At 38.1% G+C, this 24,699-nt stretch carries 8 protein-coding genes; 7 read left to right on the top strand and 1 reads right to left on the bottom strand.

Features of this window, described 5'->3' with window-relative positions:
* Positions 1 to 144: 144 nt before the first annotated feature.
* From PT285_RS07280 to PT285_RS07270, 3 genes are read left to right on the top strand one after another with little or no spacing between them, the layout of a single operon-like run.
* Positions 145 to 5,361 carry a Rib/alpha-like domain-containing protein gene (locus PT285_RS07280; protein WP_277149177.1) on the top strand — a complete coding sequence of 1,739 codons (5,217 nt, stop codon included), beginning with the start codon at positions 145 to 147 and terminating at the stop codon, positions 5,359 to 5,361.
* An 18-nt stretch (positions 5,362 to 5,379) separates the two neighbouring features.
* Complete coding sequence (locus PT285_RS07275; RefSeq protein WP_277149175.1) at positions 5,380 to 8,688, top strand: SLAP domain-containing protein; 3,309 nt, start codon at positions 5,380 to 5,382, stop codon at positions 8,686 to 8,688.
* A gap of 4 nt (positions 8,689 to 8,692) precedes the next feature.
* Positions 8,693 to 13,177, top strand: coding sequence for an SLAP domain-containing protein (locus tag PT285_RS07270; RefSeq protein WP_277149173.1), 4,485 nt, complete (start codon positions 8,693 to 8,695; stop codon positions 13,175 to 13,177).
* A gap of 93 nt (positions 13,178 to 13,270) precedes the next feature.
* Here PT285_RS07270 and PT285_RS07265 read toward each other — a convergent pair whose 3' ends face one another.
* Positions 13,271 to 14,545 carry an ISL3 family transposase gene (locus tag PT285_RS07265; RefSeq protein WP_277149171.1) on the bottom strand — a complete coding sequence of 425 codons (1,275 nt, stop codon included), beginning with the start codon at positions 14,543 to 14,545 and terminating at the stop codon, positions 13,271 to 13,273.
* A gap of 506 nt (positions 14,546 to 15,051) precedes the next feature.
* On the opposite strand from PT285_RS07265, the gene PT285_RS07260 reads away from it, so the two are divergent.
* Genes PT285_RS07260 through PT285_RS07245 form a run of 4 tightly spaced genes read left to right on the top strand, consistent with a single transcriptional unit; the run spans position 15,052 to position 24,612 of the window.
* Positions 15,052 to 19,560, top strand: a complete 4,509-nt coding sequence (locus PT285_RS07260; protein WP_277149169.1) for a Rib/alpha-like domain-containing protein — start codon at positions 15,052 to 15,054, stop codon at positions 19,558 to 19,560.
* Positions 19,541 to 20,671 (top strand): Rib/alpha-like domain-containing protein, encoded by a 1,131-nt coding sequence (locus PT285_RS07255; protein ID WP_277149167.1) that lies wholly within the window; start codon positions 19,541 to 19,543, stop codon positions 20,669 to 20,671. Before PT285_RS07260 ends, PT285_RS07255 begins: the two co-directional genes overlap by 20 nt.
* Positions 20,652 to 21,776 carry a Rib/alpha-like domain-containing protein gene (locus PT285_RS07250; protein ID WP_277149165.1) on the top strand — a complete coding sequence of 375 codons (1,125 nt, stop codon included), beginning with the start codon at positions 20,652 to 20,654 and terminating at the stop codon, positions 21,774 to 21,776. Before PT285_RS07255 ends, PT285_RS07250 begins: the two co-directional genes overlap by 20 nt.
* Positions 21,757 to 24,612, top strand: a complete 2,856-nt coding sequence (locus PT285_RS07245; RefSeq protein ID WP_277149163.1) for a Rib/alpha-like domain-containing protein — start codon at positions 21,757 to 21,759, stop codon at positions 24,610 to 24,612. Before PT285_RS07250 ends, PT285_RS07245 begins: the two co-directional genes overlap by 20 nt.
* Positions 24,613 to 24,699: the final 87 nt, after the last annotated feature.

Here is a 24,699-nt window from a genome sequence, read left to right as displayed (position 1 = left end):
AGCTATATGTTTATATAAATGCAAATTTGTTATGTAAAGTTCATGAAAATTGTTTAATTTTTTAAAGAATCGATTTATAATAGATAACATTAAGACTAGTAATATTTAAGAATCATTCTTTGAATGATCTAGAAAGGACGAAATATGTTCGGAAAGAACAATTTTGATGAAAAACTAAGAAGAATGGAAATGCAGGCCAAGAAAGACCGCTTCTCTATCAGAAAGCTGGCAATTGGTGCTGCTTCTGTTTTGCTTGGTTTTAGTTTCATGGGTGCAGCCAGTCAAACGGCTAAGGCTGATACACTTGCTGCTGGCCAGCAGCAAACGGTTGTTGCTAATAAACAGGTAAATGCTAAAGATGTGGCTAATAAACCTAAATTGTCAACTTTTTCGGGGTTGAGTGCTTTTTTGCGCGGCGGCAGTGAAGAAGAGAGCAGCGCTAGCGAAGGCAGCACTGCAAGTCAGGCTTCGGAAGCCTCCTCAGCAAGCAGTTCAAGTGAAAGCGAGTCCTCAAGCAGTTCGCAGGCAAGTGAGAGCAGCCAGGGATCAAGTACATCACAAGCAAGTACTGGGTCCACTGCTTCACAGGCCAGTCAGGCAAGTTCAGCTGGCTCGGAAGCAAGTGCTGCTTCAACCGGCTCAGTTAGCTCTGACGGCGCACAAAAGATTAAAACCACACACGCAAATGATATTGTGATTCACCACTTGCTGGTAGATGCTGATGGCAATAAGACGACGACACCAGTTAAAGGTCTAGGTGACGAAAAAGGTGATACATACATTGATGGTTATGTTGGTGACACCAAGACCATTAGTGCAACTGATCCGGAACAAGCAGCACCAGATGGTTACAAGATTGTCACTGACCAAAAGAGTGTGACTTGGACATTTGTCAAAGATCAGAATAAGGAAATAACCTTCTATTATCAGATGGTGCCAACTATACAAAGTAATGATAGTTTTTCGAAGCTATATAACAACAAAGTATTGACTAACGCTGGAGCTAAAGCTGGTAGTATTAATGCTGGGCGTGATAGTTCAGGTCAAGTTAAACTAGCATATTTTAATGGGCTAAATGGACCTAATAATGTTCCAATGACTAATTTCGGAGATATAACTTCCAGTGGTGGTAATACTACAGATGTTGGACATGCTCCTTGGGGCATGTCAGTTGAAAATAGAGTTCCAATTTATTTAGTTCCAGGTATTAATATTGTTAAAGGTGATGGTGAACGGCTAGGCTGGCTATGGCAAGATAAGAGTGATGGCAATGATTATCCATTTATAGCTGGTATTAATAATAAATTTGATGGCGCTACGACTGATACTGGGAGTAACTGGCGGTTGTGGTCGGTTACACAAACACCAACCACAGGATTGACCAATGACCCTTCTAATCCTGATAGAAATGCTACAATTACTTTAAAAACCAGTGGTGACTTTAAGTTTGGGACTCAGAATACATATACTTTAGATATCACAATGACATTAAAACCGATTGGTAACATTGTTGATTATAGCCTAAATGTAAGAAATGTAACGGCAATTGATCATCCAGAGAACCCTAATCCAGATTTGCCGGGATTATGGGTTGGTTCAATGTATGATACAGATTTAGGTGATGGATATAATGGACCGGCTAGTGGGACCCCAGGTACAGCAACTACGCCTGCAGATAAAGTGCCTTTCTTTTATACTGGTGCCAATCAAGGACTATATTTAAAGCATGATGGCTATAAATTAAAGCTTGATTATACTGGAAAATATGCACCGACTGGTTGGGCCGCTGGTGACTGTAATCTTGGTTTTAGTAATGTTAATATTACGAGCCCATCCTCATTGGGACAAAAAACTGCAACATTGGCAACCGCAGCAGCTGCTGATACAGCTGCATTTGATAAAGATAGTGATTCCGCGGTTTTAATGATTTGGAATGGTCAAGATCTGCCTAATAATGGTTCGAGAAACTTAGGCTTTCAAATCACAATTGACTCTGAATCAGCTGTTGTACCATCTGTAACAACCGATAAGAAAGGTGATAATTATACTGGACATGATTATACCGTTACCGGAAAAGTAACTTCATTTGATACAGCGCCTGAAGCATATCCGCTTAGATATTTCTATGAAATTGACGGTGATTCTAATACTACAACTGAATTTACTGGCCCTAGTGTAACTACTGCAGGAACATATAATTATAGTGTAACTATCCCGTCTAATAAATTAACTGTTGGTGATACCCACCAGGTATCAATCTTTGTTGAAGATCAGTATGGGAACTATTCTGTTCCTGCTTCAATTAACTTGACTGCTAATGCTGAAGTTAAAACTAAGGATAAAATTTATTATGTTGGTGATGACTTTAATAAATATGATGGCTTTGCAGGCGGAATGAAAGTTGATACTTCTGATATGACTAGTGGTGACATTAGCTCGGTAGTTATCCAAAATTCTTCAGGACAAACAATTTCTGAAAATAATTATGCAAGTATCACTTCTAATCCAGATAAGTATACAGTTACTTATACTTACAAATACGGTAACGGTAGTAAAGGTGGTAGTACAAGTGCTACAGCTAATATTACTGTTATCCCACGTAAATATATTACGATAAATTATATTGATCAAAAGGGTAATGCGATTTTAGCAAATAATTTAACTGGATTAAGCGGCAATTTAACTAGTGGCAAGCATCAGAATTCTTACGGCAGTGACTTTGCTATATCACCAAATGAAATATTGCCAGGCAATCACTCATACTCTTATGTTAATGCGACCGATGTTAGCGGTAATGCAATTGATCTTACTAATATTAAATTCGACAGTGAGAATCATGTCATCAATTTAGTTTATAAGACAGTAAGCTATAATAATACACCAATTACTGTTCATGTAATTGATAATCCTAGTGGAGCAGAAAAAATACCGGAATTTGTAAATCAAGCTAAATGGTCTTCATATTTAGACAATCTTACTAGCAATGCAACAAGTGTTGAATGGGTTAATACAGTAGCAGAAAAGCAAGCTATTCTGTCAAGCATAGGACAAAAATCAGCAAAAATTAAAGTGAATTATGATAATGCTAATGTAATACTTGATAATATTAAATTAAATGTAGTTGGTGCAGAGCCAAATACGGATGCCAAGGCAAATTCAATGCAATCATTGGATCCTGACGCAGGCAAGTACTTGAGTGATGATTCGAAAGGCAAGATTAGTCCATTCAAACCAACATATCATTATATTGACGATAAGGGGAATGAAACTACTACACCGCCAGTATTTGATGCCAGCAAGAATGATGCCAATGGCAAGCAGACATTACATATTAAAGTAGACTATGATGATGAGACATCACAAACAGTAGATGTGCCAATTTCAGTAGAAAGTCAAGCAAGTCAAAATCATGGAAATGTTTTTGTGAAAAATGATGAAGCTAATCCGATCAAAACGCACGTTAATGCTAAGATAACTAACGATGATCTCAAGGGATTGGTAGTAATTGGTTCATTAGTTGAAGGCAAAGATTATAGCCTAAGTTGGGGAAGTACAGTAGATACTTCAGACACAGGCCTTAATAATGGAGAGAAGAATACTAAATATGCAGTCAAGATAACTTATGCAGATAAGACAATTGATACAGCAGATGTTTGGGTCGATGTGGCCGGAGCAACAGATAAGGGTAATCCGACAATATTTAACAGTGGTAGGATTGTTAACAAAGATACAGATGACCAGTCTGCTAAAGATGCTGTAGACAGCAGTAAAGTAAGTGGCTGGGTAGATAAGTTTAGTTGGGCTGCAGATGCAGGCAATACAACTGCTTTAAGCACTAAATGGAATGAAACATCTGGTCAACCGCATGCTGCTTATGTAATCGTTCATTATCTTGATGGCACTACTCAGGCAGTTAAGACGACAGTTCAGATTGACAGTCAGAGTGAGGAGGCAGCGGGAAGATTACGGTTAAAGCAAAACTTTTTGATGCATATTAACCAAAGTGATGCAAGACAAGATTTGTATCTTGATGCAGCTCATCGTGCTGATTACTTTGAAGATACTGCTGCAAATAATAACGATAATATTATGGATAAGATTGCTTCAATGGTATGGACTACTAGACCGAATGTAAGTGTTCCAACAGATATTATTGGCAATCCAGATCATGCAGGCATAATTAGTTTTGTCCCAGATACTACGGGTGTAATAAAAATCACTTTTAAAGATGGGTCAATTTTATCTTTGCCAAATGTTGCTACTGATGTGCTTGGTGCCAGACCAAATTCTGATGCAGTAGCTTATTCAATGGCTTATACTATATTTCCAGTAGAGCCCGCTGCATACTATTTAAATTCATTAACGGTTGACCGCTTCTTTAAGTCAAACTGTAAATTTTTAGATAATGGTAAAGAGGTAGATAATTTAGTCTTAAATGCTAAAAATAATGACTCGAGCGGTAAGCAGATGGTGCATATTAAGGTAACATATGGTGATGACGGTTCTTCTCAGATTGTAAATGTTCCAGTTAAAGTTATCCCAATGAATGAATCGCAGCATGGTCGTGTTCATGCTGACACGATTAAAACGCACGTTAACGCTGATCCAAATAATGGTTTAGCTGATGCGGTTAAGATTGGTCAATTGGTCGAAGGTACAAATAAAGATTATTCATTAAGCTGGTCGACCAATCCAGATTTAACAGCTAATGGATTGGATAATGGTGAGAAGGGTGGTGAGTATCCAGTAAAGATAACTTATGGAGATAATTCTACTGATACAGTAAATGTTAGAGTTGATGTAGTTGGTGCCAGTGGTAGAGCTGGCAATGAGCTCAATTCTGGGCAACCTGTGCCAACAGACAGTGATAGCTTAGGCAATTATCTTAATACAGGTACGATCAGTAACTGGTCACCGACGTACAGTTTAGTTAAGGCAGACGGCACGCCAGCAACTAATTCAGACTACAATACGACTTGGACATCAGGCAGCCATGAGTCAGAGGATATTTATATCAAGGTAATGTACCATAAGCCAGGCAGCGGAATAACCGGAGCAGAAGATGGTTTTCAAATTGTAAAGGTTACAATTGGTTTACGGCAACCACCAACACCTGTTACACCTGTAGTTATTACGCCAAAAGGCGGAATGGTATTTGTAAAACGTGGACAACGGTTAACTGCAATTGAAGCCCAACGTGCGATTTCAAATCATGAAGAATTGGATAAGGCAAACGCAAATTATAGTTGGGTTACGCCATTACCTAATACGCAAATGTTAGGAAGCAAAATTGGACATGTTCGCGTATTTTATAAGGGGCAAACCACGATTGTAATGGTAACAGTTGTGGTTACTAACTAATGAATGAAGGAGAATTTAATGATAAGTAAAAATAATCAAATAGAGCGGTCAAGAAAAGCAAAAATGCAGAACAAAAAAAATCGATTTTCTATTCGTAAATTAACTATTGGCGCAGCTTCTGTCCTGTTGGGTTTTAGTTTTGTGGCTATGAATGAACAAATTGCTAAAGCTGATACAGTTGACGCAAATAATCAAGAGACTAGTACAAAAACTGAAGAGAAATCAACTTCAAATAAGACTGTTCAAAGTAATACTACAAACAACGCCAATCAGACTGTTCAAAGTAATACTACAAACAACGCCAATCAGACTGAGTCTGATTTAACTACTTATAAGGGTTTGCATAGTTTCTTACGTGATGATTCACAAACAACAGATCCTCAAGATAGTAATACAGCTTCTTCATCTGAAGAAGCTGTAACTGGAAAGCACATAGATCATTCAACTGATTCTGGTGCTTTGGCTGATGCAGCAACTGATTTACAAACGGAAATTAGCAAAGGACATGATTTTGTTGCAACTGATTCATATAAGAATACTACAGAGGATAGACAAAAGGGTGTTACTGATGCAATTGCTGATGGACAGACTACCTTAGATAAATACAGCAAATATCTAAGTACCAATAATGATGCTTTCAAAGTTAATGTAATGGATTTAACTGATGCTAAAATAACGATTGGTTCCATGATTACTGCTGCAACAAATACAGTCAGTACACAAGACCTTAATTCTTATGGTGGTTGGGGTCTGCAATTCGCAGATGGAACTTTGACAATTAAGGCAGTTTCCTCATCTAACAGTACAAATGATCAAAGTGAACCGTTTTATAAATTTTTAAATGATCAGGGACTAGATGCGTCCAACGTGACTAAAATTATTATTAAAGATGATAATGGTGGTATTACTCTTAATCAATCTAACAATAATGTTGAAAATAATAGTGGTGTATTTGGTAATTTAACTGGCTTAACGTCAATTGATGGCTTAAAGAATATTAAGCTTGATACATCTAGTACTCAGGGATTGCATGGCTTGTTTGCAAATGACTCTAGTTTAACGAGCTTAGATTTTCATGGTTTTACTTCTGCTGCGAGACTTATTAATGATATGTCTTACATGTTTTACAACACCACAGCACTAAAGACGCTTGATCTTACTGATCTTAGAATTATCGGGTCAAGTACACTTAACGTGGAAAAGATGTTTGAAAATGCTGGTATAGAAGATGGCTTTAAATTAATTCTTGATGCTGGCAGTATCCCAGAGAACGCCGACATTGGTGAAGGTAGAAATTATGTTCGGGCTTTTAATGCCGGTAAAATATATGTAGGCACTCATGATGATAGTACAACAACAGGTTATGATCAAATAGCTGCTTTACAAGGAGCTATTGCAGGTGGAGTGGCTGCCGATACTTATGTTATGAGCAATAAACAGGCAGCTAGTTTAAGATATAGTATTAGCCCTAACAAAGCCTGGGTGGTAAATCTTCATCCAGGACAAAGAAGCGTTAATGTAACAGATTTAGGAAATAATATGTTATCCGGCGATACTTTGAAAAATCTCGAACAAACATCAGATAAAATATTTACGGATAAAAAAATAATTACTGGTTTAAGCTGGATGACTTTCAAAATGACTACTTCGCCTACAACAAATCAAGGGTATAAAGATAATGATGTAGGCACTACCGCTGGGATTACAAATGACGCTACAGGTACAATTCCTTCTACTTCAGTACCTAATCCAGAAGATACTATTAAAATAAATTTTGCTGATGGCACATACACATATATTAGGGTAAAATTTGTAGTTGCTGCTGCAGAACTTAATTCTGATGCTAATCCAATTTCCAGTCAAAAGGATACGACAATATCACCAACTGAAAAGATTGATCCTAATAACCAAAATAATAGTGACTTAGACAAGGCAATATTGAACTATGTTAATATTCCTAATGAATGGAAAAAGATGGATGAAGGTAAAAGTGAAGCAGATCCTAAATACATTAAATACATTACTATATCTAAAGCGGATGGCAACGCTCTTGATCTTGATTGGAGTAGGCTTGCAGGTAGTGACGATGTAAAATCTGAATCTGCTAAGATAACTATTCATTTTACAGATGATTTTGATGCGAATGGTACTATGCAGAGTCCAGGGCAAGAAATTACGGGTAATGTTCAGATAGCCAGCATGGCTAAAAGTAGTGGATTAAGCTTTACTCCTCAGCAAACCTACCCAACAACTAATGCAAGTGGGATTTTAGCCACTGCACAGGTTGAACTTAGTAAAGATCCTAATGCTATTAGCATGATATGGGATCCTTCTGCGCCAGTACCTACATTTACTACATTAGGTTTACATAGCCCTCAAGTTCAAGTAACTTTTAAAGACGGTTCAACTGGACTGAAGACTGTTCCTGTAACAGTGGTTCCTAATCCAGGTGAATCAAATGCTGATCAGATAGTTAAAGAAATAGTGCAAAATAAGCAGGTAGACTTAGAGATTCCACAATATACTGATTTAACTAATGATCACACATTAGCTGCCAGCGTTGCTGCTGGAGTTAACTTGCCCAAGGGTACAACCTTTGCTTGGGATCAAAGTAAGCTGCCAGATACTTATACTAAAGGTACTAAAGCAACTGCCTTTGTAATTGTCACCTCCCCGGATGGTTCGGTGGCAAATGTTCCAGTTAATGTCACAATTGGTGATCCAATAACTCACGATATCAAGTTAAAGCATAATGCCTATCTTTATAACAAACATGGTGAACGTGCAAATGGGATCAGTTTGAAGACTGGATCGGTAATAACAGTTTTTGGTACAAGAGTAATTGATGGACGTAAGTTCTATTTGACTAAAGATGCTGCATACTACATTGCTGTTGGTAACTATAATCCCGTAACCCGTAAGTTGGATAAAACTGCCCTTACTTATAATGGCAAAGGCAAGAAAGTTGTTAGTGCTAAGAAATTCAAAGGAGAGCAGATTCAGACTTATGGTATTCCGGTAGTAATTAAAGGTAAGGAATATTATGCAATTGGTCATAAATGTTACATGCGCAAAGTAAACTTCCCGCCAACTCCGGAATGGGTTGTTCCTAGATTAACAAAACAGGATTTGGCAGATGGTGTAGTGCAAAGACAGTTAAAGAAAAATGCATTTGTTTACACTAACAAATTGAATCGAGCAAATGAAGTTGTTTTGAGTGCTGGTTCAATTATTAAAACTCGTGGCACTAAGACAATTAGTAATCAGCAATACTATGATTTAGGTAACAATATGTACGTTGATGTGCGGAATGTGAAAAGAGGATAATTTGATGACTAGTAAAAATAATCAGAATGAACGCCTGCGAAAGATATCAATGGAGAATAAGCGAGATCGCTTTTCAATCCGTAAATTGGCAGTTGGTGCCGCTTCGATTCTATTAGGTTTCAGCTTTATGGCTGCTAGTGGACAAATTGCAAAGGCTGATACAACTGATCCAAATAGTCAGGAAACAAGTGTTGACAGCAGAAAGCAAACGGTAGATTCTGAAAAGACAGAGACTGCTGTTCAAGATAAAGGTGCAGCAGCAACTGCTAAAGTTTCCAGTGTTAAGAAGTCAAAAACAGATGTAACTACTTACTCTGGGTTGCATGACTTCCTGCGGGATGGTTCAGAAGAAACAGAGCAAACAGAAGGTCAAGGTTCTAGCGCTCCTTCTTCCTCTGAAACAGAACAAACAGAAGGTCAAGGTTCTAGTGCCCCTTCTTCCTCTGAAACTGAAAATACAAATCCAGAACAAGAAACTGGTGCAGAGCAAACACAACCTGCTAGTGCAGAGGATCTAGCAAATGCTGCAAGTGACTTGCAAACAGAAATTGGCAAAGGCAATGATTTTGTCAAGACAGATCCATATAAAGAGGCTGCAGCTGACAAACAGAAGTCAGTAACTGATGCAATTGCACAGGGACAGGCTACTTTAGATAAATATAATAAATTTATTAGCACAAATGATGATAAATTTAAAGTGAGTCTTTTTGACCTAACTGATGCTAAGGTAACAATTGGTGCTATGATTACGGCTGCTACTAATACAGTGGGAGCGCAAACTATTACTAATATAGGTGATGATGATGGTTGGCACTTGGATTATTCAGAGACATCTTCTGGGGATGCAACACTGATTGTAACTAAAGCAAATAATAGTTACAATGGCGTAGTTAATGATAGCACTACGCTTTATGACTATTTAATAAGCAAATTGGGCACAACTAATGGACGTGATTTGATTAGTAAGATTAAAGTAATTGAGTTTGATGAGCCACGTGATAGCTCAGGTAATGCCCAGCTTACACTTGCACAAAGTGGAACAAACTTTGATGGTAATGCTGAAATAATTTATGCACCTGATGATACTCTTCACGAAACTCCTCTTAATGAAACATCTGTTGCTGGACACGGTTTGATTAAGTATGGACAATTAGGACATTTTAAAAATTTAATAAAAATCAAAGGTTTAGAAAATGTTGATATAGGAGCTACTGCAGGTGCTGGTCTTTCTTACCTGTTTAGTGGTGACACTTCTTTAACCGAGCTGAATCTTAGTAACTTTGATACTAGTCATGTAACAAATATGGAAGGAATGTTTGATTATGATATTAAGTTACAAAAGCTGAATTTATTAGGAAAGTTTTCTACCAATAATGTAACCAACATGAGCAATATGTTTGCATATAATTGCAGCTTAACTGATTTGAACCTTACAAATTTCAAAACCGATAGTGTGTCGGACATGAATGCTATGTTTAAGGGGAACTCTAAACTTCAAACTTTGAACTTAGGCTCTGCCTTTAAGACTGGCGGTGTTAAAGATATGTCTTATATGTTTGCGAATAATAATGCTTTAACAACGATTACGACTAGTGCTGGTAATAATAAGCTTGATTTTAATACTGGTATTGTAAAAGATATGTCTTACATGTTTTTTAATGATAGTTCCTTATCTTCTTTGGATCTTGGCGCAAACTTTAATACCAGTTATGTTGGACAAGGTAGCGACAAAGATACTCCTGTTGGCTCTCCTTATCATACGGGAAATGGAATGGCTAGCATGTTTTACGGTATGGCAAAGTTAAAGACATTAAACCTTGGCTCCCAGTTTGACACTAGGCATGTAAAAAACATGTCTAATATGTTTTCAGGCGATAGTGCATTGCAAAGTTTGTCTAATACCCCAGATGGCAAACTTGATTTTGATACAAGTGGGATAGATAATACTGTCGATGATGGTACAGGTATCCCTGCTGACCCTTCGACAGGTGCTCCAGCCACTCCTGGTGTCACTGGTTTGTATGGTATGTTTACGGGTGATGCTGCATTAACGAGTTTAAAACTAGGTCCTAATTTTCAGTCTCATGATATAAAAAATATGGGCGCAATGTTTAATGGGGATAAAGGGCTAAAGGAGTTGACTTTTGATCCTAATTTTAAAGGAGTCGCAGTTTCAGGTTCTTCAGATGCTCCAAATGATATGTCAACTATGTTTAAAGGTCTTTCCTCACTAAAAAGCTTAGATCTTTCAAACTTTGTCTTTCCTAGCTTCATTAATGTTGATGATATGCTTATTGACCTTGGTGATCCTGAGTATTTTGAATTGACACTTCCTGCTGAAAAAATTCCTAATACATGGACTGGAACTACTGTTTTTCCTACCACTACTGTGCCTGAAGCAGCTGGTATTGGACAATTTTCTAGTTATGACCCGTCAACAAGTAGTCGGAATAATAATACTTCAAAAGGTTATATTCGAGCTGTACACAATGCTTCTGGTGGAGGCAATGTGGATGATCCTCAAGGCAACTCTTATACTGGTTCTGCTATAAATAATTTGTATAATTCTACTGGCCCTGGTGATACTTATATTATCGCTGCTGGAGCTAACAATAAAACTTATCTTCCAGACAGTTCTGTTACGCTCACACTTCATGCTGGTCAGAAGACGGTAGATAAAAACTTAGTCAACAGTAAATTGAACTTTATAGTTAAAGATCCACTTACGAATGAAATTCGTCATAAATATAGTGAATCTCAACTTGAAAGCATGCAAGATAAACTGGCTAAAAGTAAGCACGTTATTGAAAGTACTGAATGGCAACCAAATAAAGATCTAGATGATCCATCGGTTGCTTCTAGTAATTCGCTTGGAATGGTGTCGAATGGCAACAATATAGTAACCACAGCAGGAGATATTATTACTCCAGATCCAATTCCTAATGATGGCACTAGTAATAAATATGCTCTTCTTAAGATTAATTACGGCGATGGTACTGTAAAGTACATTAAAGTAACGTTTGATGTAAAGGGTGCTAAGGCAAAATCAAGCACTAAATTCTTTACTAGCAGCTTGACTCCAATTTTAGCTAATAAGCCGTATACATTTTCGAATAATGATGTTGTATCAGATTATATTGATTTAAGTAATATAAATGGACAGCCCGTTGCTCAGCCTACTTCCTATTCTGTTTCAGCTACTGCTAGTGGTACGGGAGATGTTGACATTAAGTGGTCAGAAACCGGTAGTTCTTCTGATTTCCAACCGGGTGGTGATCATGGTGAAGTTGACGCACAAAGAAAAGTCTATGTAACTGTTAACTATGCAGATAACAGTAAACAAGGTATTTTTCCGATAAACGTACCAATTAAAAGTATGGAAAAAGTTAGTCCACTGACAAGTATTAACAATCAACAAACTTATCCGACTGCTAAAAGCACAAATCTTATAACTAATATAAAAGCTAATGCCATAAGTCAAGACAGTAATATTACTGATGTTGTTTGGAGTGATGGTCCTACACTTACACAAGTAGGTACACAATCTGCTTCTGTTAAAGTAAGCTATGCAGATAATTCTTATAAGATTTTACCAGTACTAGTTCAAGTCATTGCTCAACCAAAACCTGGTATTTATGATGACATTGCGCATCAAGGAAATATGGGGGTTCCACAATATACTGATATAGGTAACGACCAACAAGCTGTTAATGATGCTGCTGCTAGTGCATCTGTACCGAACGGAACAACTGCAAGCTGGGGCGACAATACATTGCCTGATACCAACAGCAAAGGTGATAAGGGTTACCACTTTATTAATGTAACTTACCCAGATGGTACCGCGACTTCAATTCCGATTAATGTTAACGTTGGCAATGCTAACATTAAGGATATAACCTTAAAGCACAATGCTTATATTTATGGTGTGGATGGTAAACGAGCAAATGGCATCACCCTGAAAGCCGGTTCAACAGTTACTACTTATGGTACGAAATTGATTAATGGTCGTGAGTTTTATCTGACGAAGGATGCCGATTACTATTTAGCTGCAGGAAATGATAAGCCAGCAGAGCGAAACCTTGTACAGGATGCCAATGCTTACAATAAGAAAGGTAAGAAGCTCAAGACAGTTAAGCACGCGGGAACCAGGGTTAAGACTTATGGTGCACCAATTCTGATTAAGGGTAAGGAATATTACTCAATTGGCAAGAATAGATACATTAGTAAGGACAGCTTCCCGCCAACTTCGGACTCAACGCTCCCGGGCTTAAACAAGGGCAGCCTGTCAACAACAGGGAGTCGGATGCGCTTGAAGAAGAACACTTATCTTTACGATGAGAAAGGTCAACGTGCAAATAGTTTAATCCTGAAGTCGGGTTCAATTATTCAAACGCATGGTTCAATTCAGATTAATGGCAAGAGCTACTATGCTGTTGAGACTGGTGAATACATTAATGCAAAGAATGTTGATGAGAACTGGCTAGGATAGGTTAAGAAAGAGACAATTTTTTGATTGCCTCTTTTTTTTAATGGCTGTTCGTCAAGGTCAGTTGATGAGAAATAATATTTAATTTGAAATACTTTAGGCAATTGCGCTTAAAGTATTTTCTTTTAGCACGGCATTTTTTGTTTCCAACATGATTCTGGTAACCAAATTATCAAAGTTACGGTAGCCGTAAGCTGTTCGTTCAATCTGTTTAATCTTGCGGTTGGTGCCTTCAACACAGCCGTTGGCATATTTCGATGTTGCTGCATTGATTACAGCCTTTTGGTTGCGATTAAAAGTCTTAAGTGTGGTTTTCATTTGCTTTCCTAAATCATCTTTACAGTTTAACAATCTTATCATCTCTTGCTCGTCGTGTGTTCGCAGGGCCTTACTAAAGGTCTGCATCAGTTCATAGGTTGACCGTAACTTGGGGCTGGCATCTAGGCCTTCATCAACGATAAAAGCTTGATTAGACATTCTTTTGAGATGGTGATAGTACTTCAGCTTATCGCACTTTAAATCAGCCACTGGTTTTAAATAAAATTTCCAGTAGAATTTAAGCAATTTATAGCGTTGATCACCAGGTGCAAATTGTTTCATTGTCTGCGTCCGCAGTTGGTTAAACGACCGATTAAGCATCTGAATGATGTGGAAACGATCGATAACGACTAGAGCGTTAGGAAACAGCTCATGGGCAACATCTTGGTAATAAGAATTAAGATCCATGGTAATAGTTTTTACCTGCTTCCTAACAGTTAAAGGAAAATGATTGAAATAAGCGACAATATCTTTCCTTAAGCGAGTTTCTAATACCCGAATAATGCGATGACTGGCACCATCAATGCAAATAAAGTGCAGCTGTCGTCCAACGCCGCGAAATTCATCAACACCTAAATGTGGCGGTAGGTAATCATAATCATTTGCTCGCGGCTGTTTACCGAATTTAGTCAGAACGCGCAATACTGTATGATTAGAAACATTATTAGCCTGAGCAATTTCTTTCATGGAACGATCGGTAGTCAATTCTTGGAGAATCTTTTGTTTGCCAGGTTTAGCAAAAAAACAGCCCTTGTCAACTAATGAACTGCTGGCCAAGAAGGTCTGATGACAATGACGACAAAACAGCCGCTGTTTGTTCAATTTAATCTGCAAAGGGTGAGAAGCGTTGTAAGCAGGATAATGAACCATTGAAAGATAATGCCCATTATGAACTAACGGGCCATGACAAGTGGGACATTGTGTCAGAGGCAATTTAAGTTCAGCGACTAATATTTTAGTAACCTGATCATCAGCTAAATAAAAATCAAAGAAGATAAGATTTTTATCTTTAACATCAAGCAGAAATTTAATAGAATTAGTAAGAGAGGACATGATAAAACTCCTTAAAATCAAGAGATTGTGGTAGATTAACGGATATTAGGGAAGACAGTTTTAGCTGTCCTCTTTTTTTGCCTTTTAAGCAAAAAAATATCCTGTTAATAAGATACCATAAGGGTACTCATCAACAGGATAAATTGTATAGCCGTTATTTTGTGCTTATGCATGAATTAAGCACTTTAGAGTAAATGGCATCTAATAACAGAAATTGTCTTCAACCAAAAAAGCTGGAAACTGTTGTAATAAATACTTTGAAATATATTACTATAGTCTATGGTGATATAACATATATGATGACAAAGTGATTTAGTATTAATTAGATTTTTGTTAAATATAGGAATGTAATTCATAACTATACTTTTATATATATGCAAGTTTATTATGTGAAATTCATACAACTTGTTTAAATTATTAAAGAATCGTTTTATAATAGATAATATTAAGATTAATAGTAATATTAAGAATCATTCTTTGAATGATTCGGAAAGGATGAAAGAAATATGTTCGGCAAGAACAATTTTGATGAAAAACTAAGAAGAATGGAAATGCAGGCCAAAAAAGATCGCTTTTCTATCAGAAAGCTGGCAATTGGTGCTGCTTCTGTTTTGCTTGGTTTTAGTTTCATGGGTGCAGCCAGTCAAACGGCTAAGGCTGATACACTTGCTGCTGGTCAGCAGGAAACGGTTGTTGCTAATAAACAGGTAAATGCTAAAGATGTGGCTAATAAGCCTAAATTGTCAACTTTTTCGGGGTTGAGCGCTTTTTTGCGCGGCAGTAGCGAAGAAGAGAGTAGCGCTAGTGAAGGCAGCACTGCAAGTCAGGCTTCGGAAGCTTCCTCAGCAAGCAGTTCAAGTGCAAGCGAAGCTTCAAGCAGCTCACAGGCAAGTGAAAGCAGTCAAAGCTCAAACGCATCACAAGCAAGTACTGGGTCCACTGCTTCACAGGCCAGTCAGGCAAGTAGCAGCGGTTCGGAAGCAAGTGCTGCTTCAACCGGCTCAGTTAGCTCTGACGGCGCACAAAAGATTAAAACCACACACGCAAATGATATTGTGATTCACCACTTGCTGGTAGATGCTGATGGCAATAAGACGACGACACCAGTTAAAGGTCTAGGTGACGAAAAAGGTGATACTTACATTGATGGTTATGTTGGTGACACCAAGACCATTAGTGCAACTGATCCGGAACAAGCAGCACCAGATGGTTACAAGATTGTCGCTGACCAAAAGAGTGTGACTTGGACATTTGTCAAAGATCAGAATAAGGAAATAACCTTCTATTACACGCAGGTGCCAACAACGCAAACTGATGCAGCTCCAAGCTTTGCACAGCAGTTTAATAATAAGACTACTAGCTATGAATCTCCCGAAAAGAATACGCTTTATGGTGACATTCCTGTTGGGAATGGCATTAGGTTACGATACTTTTTTGGGACGACTCTTGATGCTCCAATTTCAGGTTCTATGGTTAATTTTAATTATACTGCTTCTTGTGCTATACCAAATTATAATTTAATTAGTGTAAGTACAGATAGTACAGGTCAAGTCACAGAGCACCAAATTAATGGTGGTTACGCATATTATTATAATGGAACTTATTATGGAAATATAAGGCTGGGCATTAATGGGGATATAAATACATTAACGAAACCAATATTTATTAGACTGTGGAATATAACTACCACGGGTTCCAAAGGTAATACTTTAGGTGCTAAATTAACTGCATTATGGTCTGCAGATTATAATATCTATGGTAAGATCTATACAATTGATTATACTTCGGTAATGGAGTCTAATGGGGGGCTGATTAATTATAAGACAACAGCGAGAAATGTTACTGGACTGGTTAATGATAATCACACAATTGATGCTGCGAATAATATTAATCATGCCTTTTTTGGATGGAATATGGATACTAAATTTTTAAACAATGATCAGGTTCCCTTGTTCTATATTGGTAACAATCAGGGAATTTATTTAGAGGGTACCTCTGCCGACACAATCAATGGTGTTCATCATAAGTATCGGCTCAACTTTAACTTTAGTGGTCCAATAGCTCCTACTGGTTGGGCAGGTACATATTATCAGTATAGTTATACTAACCCAAAAGTTTTCGGCCCTAGTTTGAGTACTGCTTTAGGTCAAAAAGTACCTAAAGGTCAAAAAGCTCCTGATGCAGGTGCGCTTGCTTTCGGCGATGCTTCTTTAGCTGATGTTCCCAAAGATACTACCGGTGGCGGAGAAACGGTAGATTCTGGTATATTTACAATTTGGGACAGGCAAGACTTATCGGTTGGAGATTCTCAAGATATAGGCTATCAATCTAGTATTGTAGACGAAATGGCCAGTGCTCCTAAGTTAAAGCTGGACCCTAATGGGGAAGATTATCGTGGTAATGAAATTACTATTCATGGAACGGTTACTGAAGAAGATGCTTCCTTAAGAGATAATTTGACGTACACGTATAATATTGACGGTGATTCGAGTACAACTCACTCTTGGTCAGGCCCTAAAGCTGCTGATTTTGTGAATAATGATGCTGGATTTTCGTTTACTGTTCCAGCTCAACCACAGCTAGTGGATGGTAAAGATCACTCAATTACTGTAACTGTTACTGATGCAAATGGAACAGTTGCAACTCAAACTTATGCTTTACGTGCTCCTGCAGCTAGCATAACAGTCCATCACTATTGGATGATGAGTAATGGTGATTTAACTACCGACAAAGTTAAATCAGATACTTATGTGGGTGGTAAAGTTGGACAATCAGTCATCGTTGGTTTAAATGATCCAGATCAGGCTGCACCAACTGGTTATCATTTAGTTCCTGGCCAAAGTGATTTCAAGCAAGTAATGCCGGCTTCAGGAATTGGTGAAGTTGCCTTTTACTATACGGGTAACGCAACACATGATGCTGATAAGAATAATATTATTGTTCACCACGTTTTAAAGGATTCCGGCCAACTTGTTCCTGGCATGAATGATACTAGTGTTAATGGTATTGTAGGTGAAACTGGTATTGTTAAGGCAAGTGACCAGCCAGCACCTCCTGCTGGTTATAGTTTAGTTCCAAACCAAGCAGACCAAGAATTTACATTTCAACCAACAGTTACACAGGATGCTTACGTTTATTATGTAGCGATTGCTGCAAAACAAGGTAGTTCAATTAAAGTTCACCAGGTAACTATCCCAGGTTCTACCCCTGTTCAAGTCCCGCAATTTAGCGGTGATAAGTGGGGCGAGATATTAGATGGTGATTTGAGTCATGTTAAGTCAGTTGATTGGGCCGATCCGATTGCTGTAAATCAGGCTAATGGCATTTTAGCAACTAGTGGTAATAAATCCGCTGATATCAAGGTAACGTTTGATGATGAAACCACATTTTTGATTTCTGGTGCTCCAGTTCAAGTTGTTGGTGCTACAGCCGGTGATGGACAAGAATTTGACAGCAGCACAACGGCAATTTCTAAAGATCAGAGTTTTACTGATTCAAAAGGTTATGCGAATATCAGTGCCTTAAGTGGCATCGGCGATGTTGACCATTACACATTTTCTGACAGTGCTGATGGTAGTACCAATATGAATATTAATTGGAGTACAACAAATGGTACAGGTCAAAAGCAAGGCTATGTTCTTGTTCATTATAAGGATGGCACAGCACAAGCTGTTCCGATTACAATAAAAATTAAGAGTCAATCGGAACAGTCTGGTGAAGGCGATAATAAGTTAAGCCAAAGCAATCCTATGGTAATGCACGTTGGTGAAAGCATATCTGGTCAGGATAAATATGTAAGTGAAGGCAATCGTGATAAGTATTTTAAAAATACAAATAATGTAAGTTCGATTGCTTGGAATAAACGGCCAAATGTTAATCAGACTGGCACAAATACAACGGGGTCAGTAACAGTAGGATTCAGTGATGGCTCAAGCAAGGTCTTAACGGGAATTACTGTTGATGTAGTTGGTGCAGAGCCGAATGCGAATGCTAGTGCCAATTCAATGAAGCCACTGGATCCTAATCCAAGCAAATATTTAAGTGATGATTCAGTAGGTAAGATTAAGCCATTTAATCCAATATATAGTTATGTTGACGATAAGGGCAATGATATTGTTGATGCAAATGGGAAACCTACTAGTCCGACTTTTGATGCAAGTCAGAATGATAAAAATGGTAAGCAGACTGCTCATATCAAAGTAAACTATGATGATGGAACATCACAGATAGTTGATGTGCCAATTTCAGTAACAAGTCAGAAGGATCAGAATAAGAACAATATTAAAGTTAATAATGGTGAAACCAATCCAATTAGGACACACGTTAATGCCGATAAGAATTATGGCTTGAATACTTCAGTTACTATCCCTGGCTTGACAGAAGGAACAGATTACAGCTTGAGCTGGGCAAGTGCACCAGATGTTACAGCAGCTAACTTAACTAATGGAGAAAAGAAAGCTAAGTATACAGTTAATATAACTTATAAAGATAATACAAGTGATACAGCAGATGTTTGGGTAGATGTTGTTGGCGGTGAAAGTTCAGAAGTAACAACCAACTTTAATGTTAAAGACAATGCTGCATTAACAGCTGATAAAGCTAAAGCTGCATTGAGTACAGCAAGTACAACTGCTATAGGCAAATTAGCTAATGGTAAAAATGTAAAATACAGTTGGGCAAGTGATGAGAATGGCACAGCCTTAAATGTAGATACATCAGATAGCGACGGTAAGACAGCATATGTCATTATTGATTATGGTGATGGAACCAAGCAGGCAGTTGCCGTAAATATTCATGTCAAGAGTCAAAAAGAACAACATAGTGGCAAGATCAAAGTTAATAATGATGAGACTAATCCAATTAGGACACACGTTAATGCCAATCAAAATTATGGATTGGACACTTCAGTTGCAATAGATGGTTTGACAGAAGGAAAAGATTATACCTTAAGCTGGTTAGGTGATGCTTTTTCTGTAACGGATGCTAACTTAACTAATGGAGAAAAAGACAGCTAAGTATACAGTTCAAGTAACTTATACGAAGGATAATACAACTGATACAGCAGATGTTTGGGTAGATGTTGCCGGTGGTCAAAGCTCTGGTGTTACAACCGACTTTAATGTAAAAGACAATGCTGCATTAACAGCTGATAAAGCTAAAGCTGCATTGAGTACAGCAAGTACAACTGCTATAGGCAAATTAGCTAATGGTAAAAATGTAAAATACAGTTGGGCAAGTGATGAGAATGGCACAGCCTTAAATGTAGATACATCAGATAGCGACGGTAAGACAGCATATGTCATTATTGATTATGGTGATGGAACCAAGCAGGCAGTTGCCGTAAATATTCATGTCAAGAGTCAAAAAGAACAACATAGTGGCAAGATCAAAGTTAATAATGATGAGACTAATCCAATTAGGACACACGTTAATGCCAATCAAAATTATGGATTGGACACTTCAGTTGCAATAGATGGTTTGACAGAAGGAAAAGATTATACCTTAAGCTGGTTAGGTGATGCTCCGGATGTAACGGATGCTAACTTAACTAATGGAGAAAAGACAGCTAAGTATACAGTTCAAGTAACTTATACGAAGGATAATACAACTGATACAGCAGATGTTTGGGTAGATGTTGCCGGTGGTCAAAGCTCTGGTGTTACAACCGACTTTAATGTAAAAGACAATGCTGCATTAACAGCTGATAAAGCTAAAGCTGCATTGAGTACAGCAAGTACAACTGCTATAGGCAAATTAGCTAATGGTAAAAATGTAAAATACAGTTGGGCAAGTGATGAGAATGGCACAGCCTTAAATGTAGATACATCAGATAGCGACGGTAAGACAGCATATGTCATTATTGATTATGGTGATGGAACCAAGCAGGCAGTTGCCGTAAATATTCATGTCAAGAGTCAAAAAGAACAACATAGTGGCAAGATCAAAGTTAATAATGATGAGACTAATCCAATTAGGACACACGTTAATGCCAATCAAAATTATGGATTGGACACTTCAGTTGCAATAGATGGTTTGACAGAAGGAAAAGATTATACCTTAAGCTGGTTAGGTGATGCTCCGGATGTAACGGATGCTAACTTAACTAATGGAGAAAAAGACAGCTAAGTATACAGTTCAAGTAACTTATACGAAGGATAATACAACTGATACAGCAGATGTTTGGGTAGATGTTGCCGGTGGTCAAAGCTCTGGTGTTACAACCGACTTTAATGTAAAAGATGACGCCGCATTAACAGCTGATAAGGCTAAGGCCGCATTGAGCACAGCAAGTACAACTGCTATAGGCAAATTAGCTAATGGTAAAAATGTAAAATACAGTTGGGCAAGTGATGAGAATGGCACAGCCTTAAATGTAGATACATCAGATAGCGACGGTAAGACAGCATATGTCATTATTGATTATGGTGATGGAACTAAGCAGGCAGTTGCCGTAAATATTCATGTCAAGAGTCAAAAAGAACAACATAGTGGCAAGATCAAAGTTAATAATGATGAGACTAATCCAATTAGGACACACGTTAATGCCAATCAAAATTATGGATTGGACACTTCAGTTACTATCCCTGGTTTGACAGAAGGAAAAGATTATACCTTAAGCTGGGTAAGTGCACCGGATGTTACAGCAAATCACTTAACTGATGGAGAAAAGACAGCTAAGTATACAGTTCAAGTAACTTATACGAAGGATAATACAACTGATACAGCAGATGTTTGGGTAGATGTTGCCGGTGGTCAAAGCTCTGGTGTTACAACCGACTTTAATGTAAAAGATGACGCCGCATTAACAGCTGATAAGGCTAAGGCCGCATTGAGCACAGCAAGTACAACTGCTATAGGCAAATTAGCTAATGGTAAAAATGTAAAATACAGCTGGGCAAGCGATGCGGATGGCACAGCCTTAAATGTAGATACATCAGATAGCGACGGTAAGACAGCATATGTCATTATTGATTATGGTGATGGAACTAAGCAGGCAGTTGCCGTAAATATTCATGTCAAGAGTCAAAAAGAACAACATAGTGGCAAGATTCAAGTTAATAATGGTGAGACTAATCCAATTAGGACACACGTTAATGCCAATCAAAATTATGGATTGGACACTTCAGTTACTATCCCTGGTTTGACAGAAGGAAAAGATTATACCTTAAGCTGGGTAAGTGCACCGGATGTTACAGCAAATCACTTAACTGATGGAGAAAAAGACAGCTAAGTATACAGTTCAAGTAACTTATACGAAGGATAATACAACTGATACAGCAGATGTTTGGGTAGATGTTGCCGGTGGTCAAAGCTCTGGTGTTACAACCGACTTTAATGTAAAAGATGACGCCGCATTAACAGCTGATAAGGCTAAGGCCGCATTGAGCACAGCAAGTACAACTGCTATAGGCAAATTAGCTAATGGTAAAAATGTAAAATACAGCTGGGCAAGCGATGCGGATGGCACAGCCTTAAATGTAGATACATCAGATAGCGACGGTAAGACAGCATATGTCATTATTGATTATGGTGATGGAACTAAGCAGGCAGTTGCCGTAAATATTCATGTCAAGAGTCAAAAAGAACAACATAGTGGCAAGATTCAAGTTAATAATGGTGAGACTAATCCAATTAGGACACACGTTAATGCCAATCAAAATTATGGATTGGACACTTCAGTTACTATCCCTGGTTTGACAGAAGGAAAAGATTATACCTTAAGCTGGGTAAGTGCACCGGATGTTACAGCAAATCACTTAACTGATGGAGAAAAGACAGCTAAGTATACAGTTCAAGTAACTTATACGAAGGATAATACAACTGATACAGCAGATGTTTGGGTAGATGTTGCCGGTGGTCAAAGCTCTGGTGTTACAACCGACTTTAATGTAAAAGATGACGCCGCATTAACAGCTGATAAGGCTAAGGCCGCATTGAGCACAGCAAGTACAACTGCTATAGGCAAATTAGCTAATGGTAAAAATGTAAAATACAGCTGGGCAAGCGATGCGGATGGCACAGCCTTAAATGTAGATACATCAGATAGCGACGGTAAGACAGCATATGTCATTATTGATTATGGTGATGGAACCAAGCAGGCAGTTGCCGTAAATATTCATGTCAAGAGTCAAAAAGAACAACATAGTGGCAAGATTCAAGTTAATAATGGTGAGACTAATCCAATTAGGACACACGTTAATGCCAATCAAAATTATGGATTGGACACTTCAGTTGCAATAGATGGTTTGACAGAAGGAAAAGATTATACCTTAAGCTGGTTAGGTGATGCTCCGGATGTAACGGATGCTAACTTAACTAATGGAGAAAAGACAGCTAAGTATACAGTTCAAGTAACTTATACGAAGGATAATACAACTGATACAGCAGATGTTTGGGTAGATGTTGCCGGTGGTCAAAGCTCTGGTGTTACAACCGACTTTAATGTAAAAGATGACGCCGCATTAACAGCTGATAAGGCTAAGGCCGCATTGAGCACAGCAAGTACAACTGCTATAGGCAAATTAGCTAATGGTAAAAATGTAAAATACAGTTGGGCAAGTGATGAGAATGGCACAGCCTTAAATGTAGATACATCAGATAGCGACGGTAAGACAGCATATGTCATTATTGATTATGGTGATGGAACCAAGCAGGCAGTTGCCGTAAATATTCATGTCAAGAGTCAAAAAGAACAACATAGTGGCAAGATTCAAGTTAATAATGGTGAGACTAATCCAATTAGGACACACGTTAATGCCAATCAAAATTATGGATTGGACACTTCAGTTGCAATAGATGGTTTGACAGAAGGAACAGATTACAGCCTGAGCTGGGTAAGTGCACCGGATGTTACAGCAAATCACTTAACTGATGGAGAAAAGACAGCTAAGTATACAGTTCAAGTAACTTATACGAAGGATAATACAACTGATACGGCAGATGTTTGGGTAAATGTTGCCGGTGGTCAAAGCTCTGGTGTTACAACCGACTTTAATGTAAAAGATGACGCTGCATTAACAGCTGATAAGGCTAAGGCCGCATTAAGCACAGCAAGTACAACTGCTATAGGCAAATTAGCTAATGGTAAAAATGTAAAATACAGCTGGGCAAGCGATGCGGATGGCACAGCCTTAAATGTAGATACATCAGATAGCGACGGTAAGACAGCATATGTCATTATTGATTATGGTGATGGAACCAAGCAGGCAGTTGCCGTAAATATTCATGTCAAGAGTCAAAAAGAACAACATAGTGGCAAGATTCAAGTTAATAATGGTGAGACTAATCCAATTAGGACACACGTTAATGCTGATCAAAATTATGGCTTGGACACTTCAGTTACTATTCCTGGTTTGACAGAAGGAACAGATTACAGCCTGAGTTGGGTAAGTGCACCGGATGTTACAGCAAATCACTTAATTAATGGAGAAAAGACAGCTAAGTATACAGTTCAAGTAACTTATACGAAGGATAATACAACTGATACGGCAGATGTTTGGGTAAATGTTGCTGGTGCCAGTGATAAAGGCAAAGACTACAATAAGCTCAATTCTGAGCAACCTGTGCCAACAGATAGTGATAGCTTAGGCAATTATCTTAATACAGGTACAATCAGTGACTGGTCACCGACGTACAGTTTAGTTAAGGCCGACGGCACGCCAGCAACTAGTCCATACTACAATACGACTTGGACATCAGGCAGCCATGAGTCAGAGGATATTTATGTCAAGGTAATGTACCATAAGCCAGGCAGCGGAATAACCGGAGTAGAAGATGGTTCTCAAATTGTAAAGGTTACAATTGGTTTACAAAAACCACCAACACCTGTTACACCTGTAGTTATTAAGCCAAAAGGCGGAATGGTATTTGTAAAACGTGGACAACGGTTAACTGCAATTGAAGCCCAACGTGCGATTTCAAATCATGACGAATTGGATGGAGCAAATTATAGTTGGGTTACGCCATTACCTAATACGCAAATGTTAGGAAGCAAAATTGGTCATGTTCGCGTATTTTATAAGGGGCAAACAACGATTGTAATGGTAACAGTTATGGTTACTAATTAATGAAAGGGGAAAGTAAAAATAAGTTACTATTTATAGCTTAGGTTTTAAATATGTAAAAAAGCTAATGCAGTTTATGCAACTGTGTTA

It is taken from the genome of Lactobacillus sp. ESL0791, assembly GCF_029433255.1.
GTDB lineage: Bacteria > Bacillota > Bacilli > Lactobacillales > Lactobacillaceae > Lactobacillus.
Note: the sequence above shows the minus strand (reverse complement) of the source record. Positions and strands in the feature narration are given on the sequence as shown.

Bases quoted from the DNA above. Each gene is read 5' to 3' on its own strand.
- PT285_RS07280 (WP_277149177.1), top strand. From the start codon at position 145: ATGTTCGGAAAGAACAATTTTGATGAAAAACTAAGAAGAATGGAAATG.
- PT285_RS07275 (WP_277149175.1), top strand. From the start codon at position 5,380: ATGATAAGTAAAAATAATCAAATAGAGCGGTCAAGAAAAGCAAAAATG.
- PT285_RS07270 (WP_277149173.1), top strand. From the start codon at position 8,693: ATGACTAGTAAAAATAATCAGAATGAACGCCTGCGAAAGATATCAATG.
- PT285_RS07265 (WP_277149171.1), bottom strand. From the start codon at position 14,545: ATGTCCTCTCTTACTAATTCTATTAAATTTCTGCTTGATGTTAAAGAT.
- PT285_RS07260 (WP_277149169.1), top strand. From the start codon at position 15,052: ATGTTCGGCAAGAACAATTTTGATGAAAAACTAAGAAGAATGGAAATG.
- PT285_RS07255 (WP_277149167.1), top strand. From the start codon at position 19,541: ATGGAGAAAAAGACAGCTAAGTATACAGTTCAAGTAACTTATACGAAG.
- PT285_RS07250 (WP_277149165.1), top strand. From the start codon at position 20,652: ATGGAGAAAAAGACAGCTAAGTATACAGTTCAAGTAACTTATACGAAG.
- PT285_RS07245 (WP_277149163.1), top strand. From the start codon at position 21,757: ATGGAGAAAAAGACAGCTAAGTATACAGTTCAAGTAACTTATACGAAG.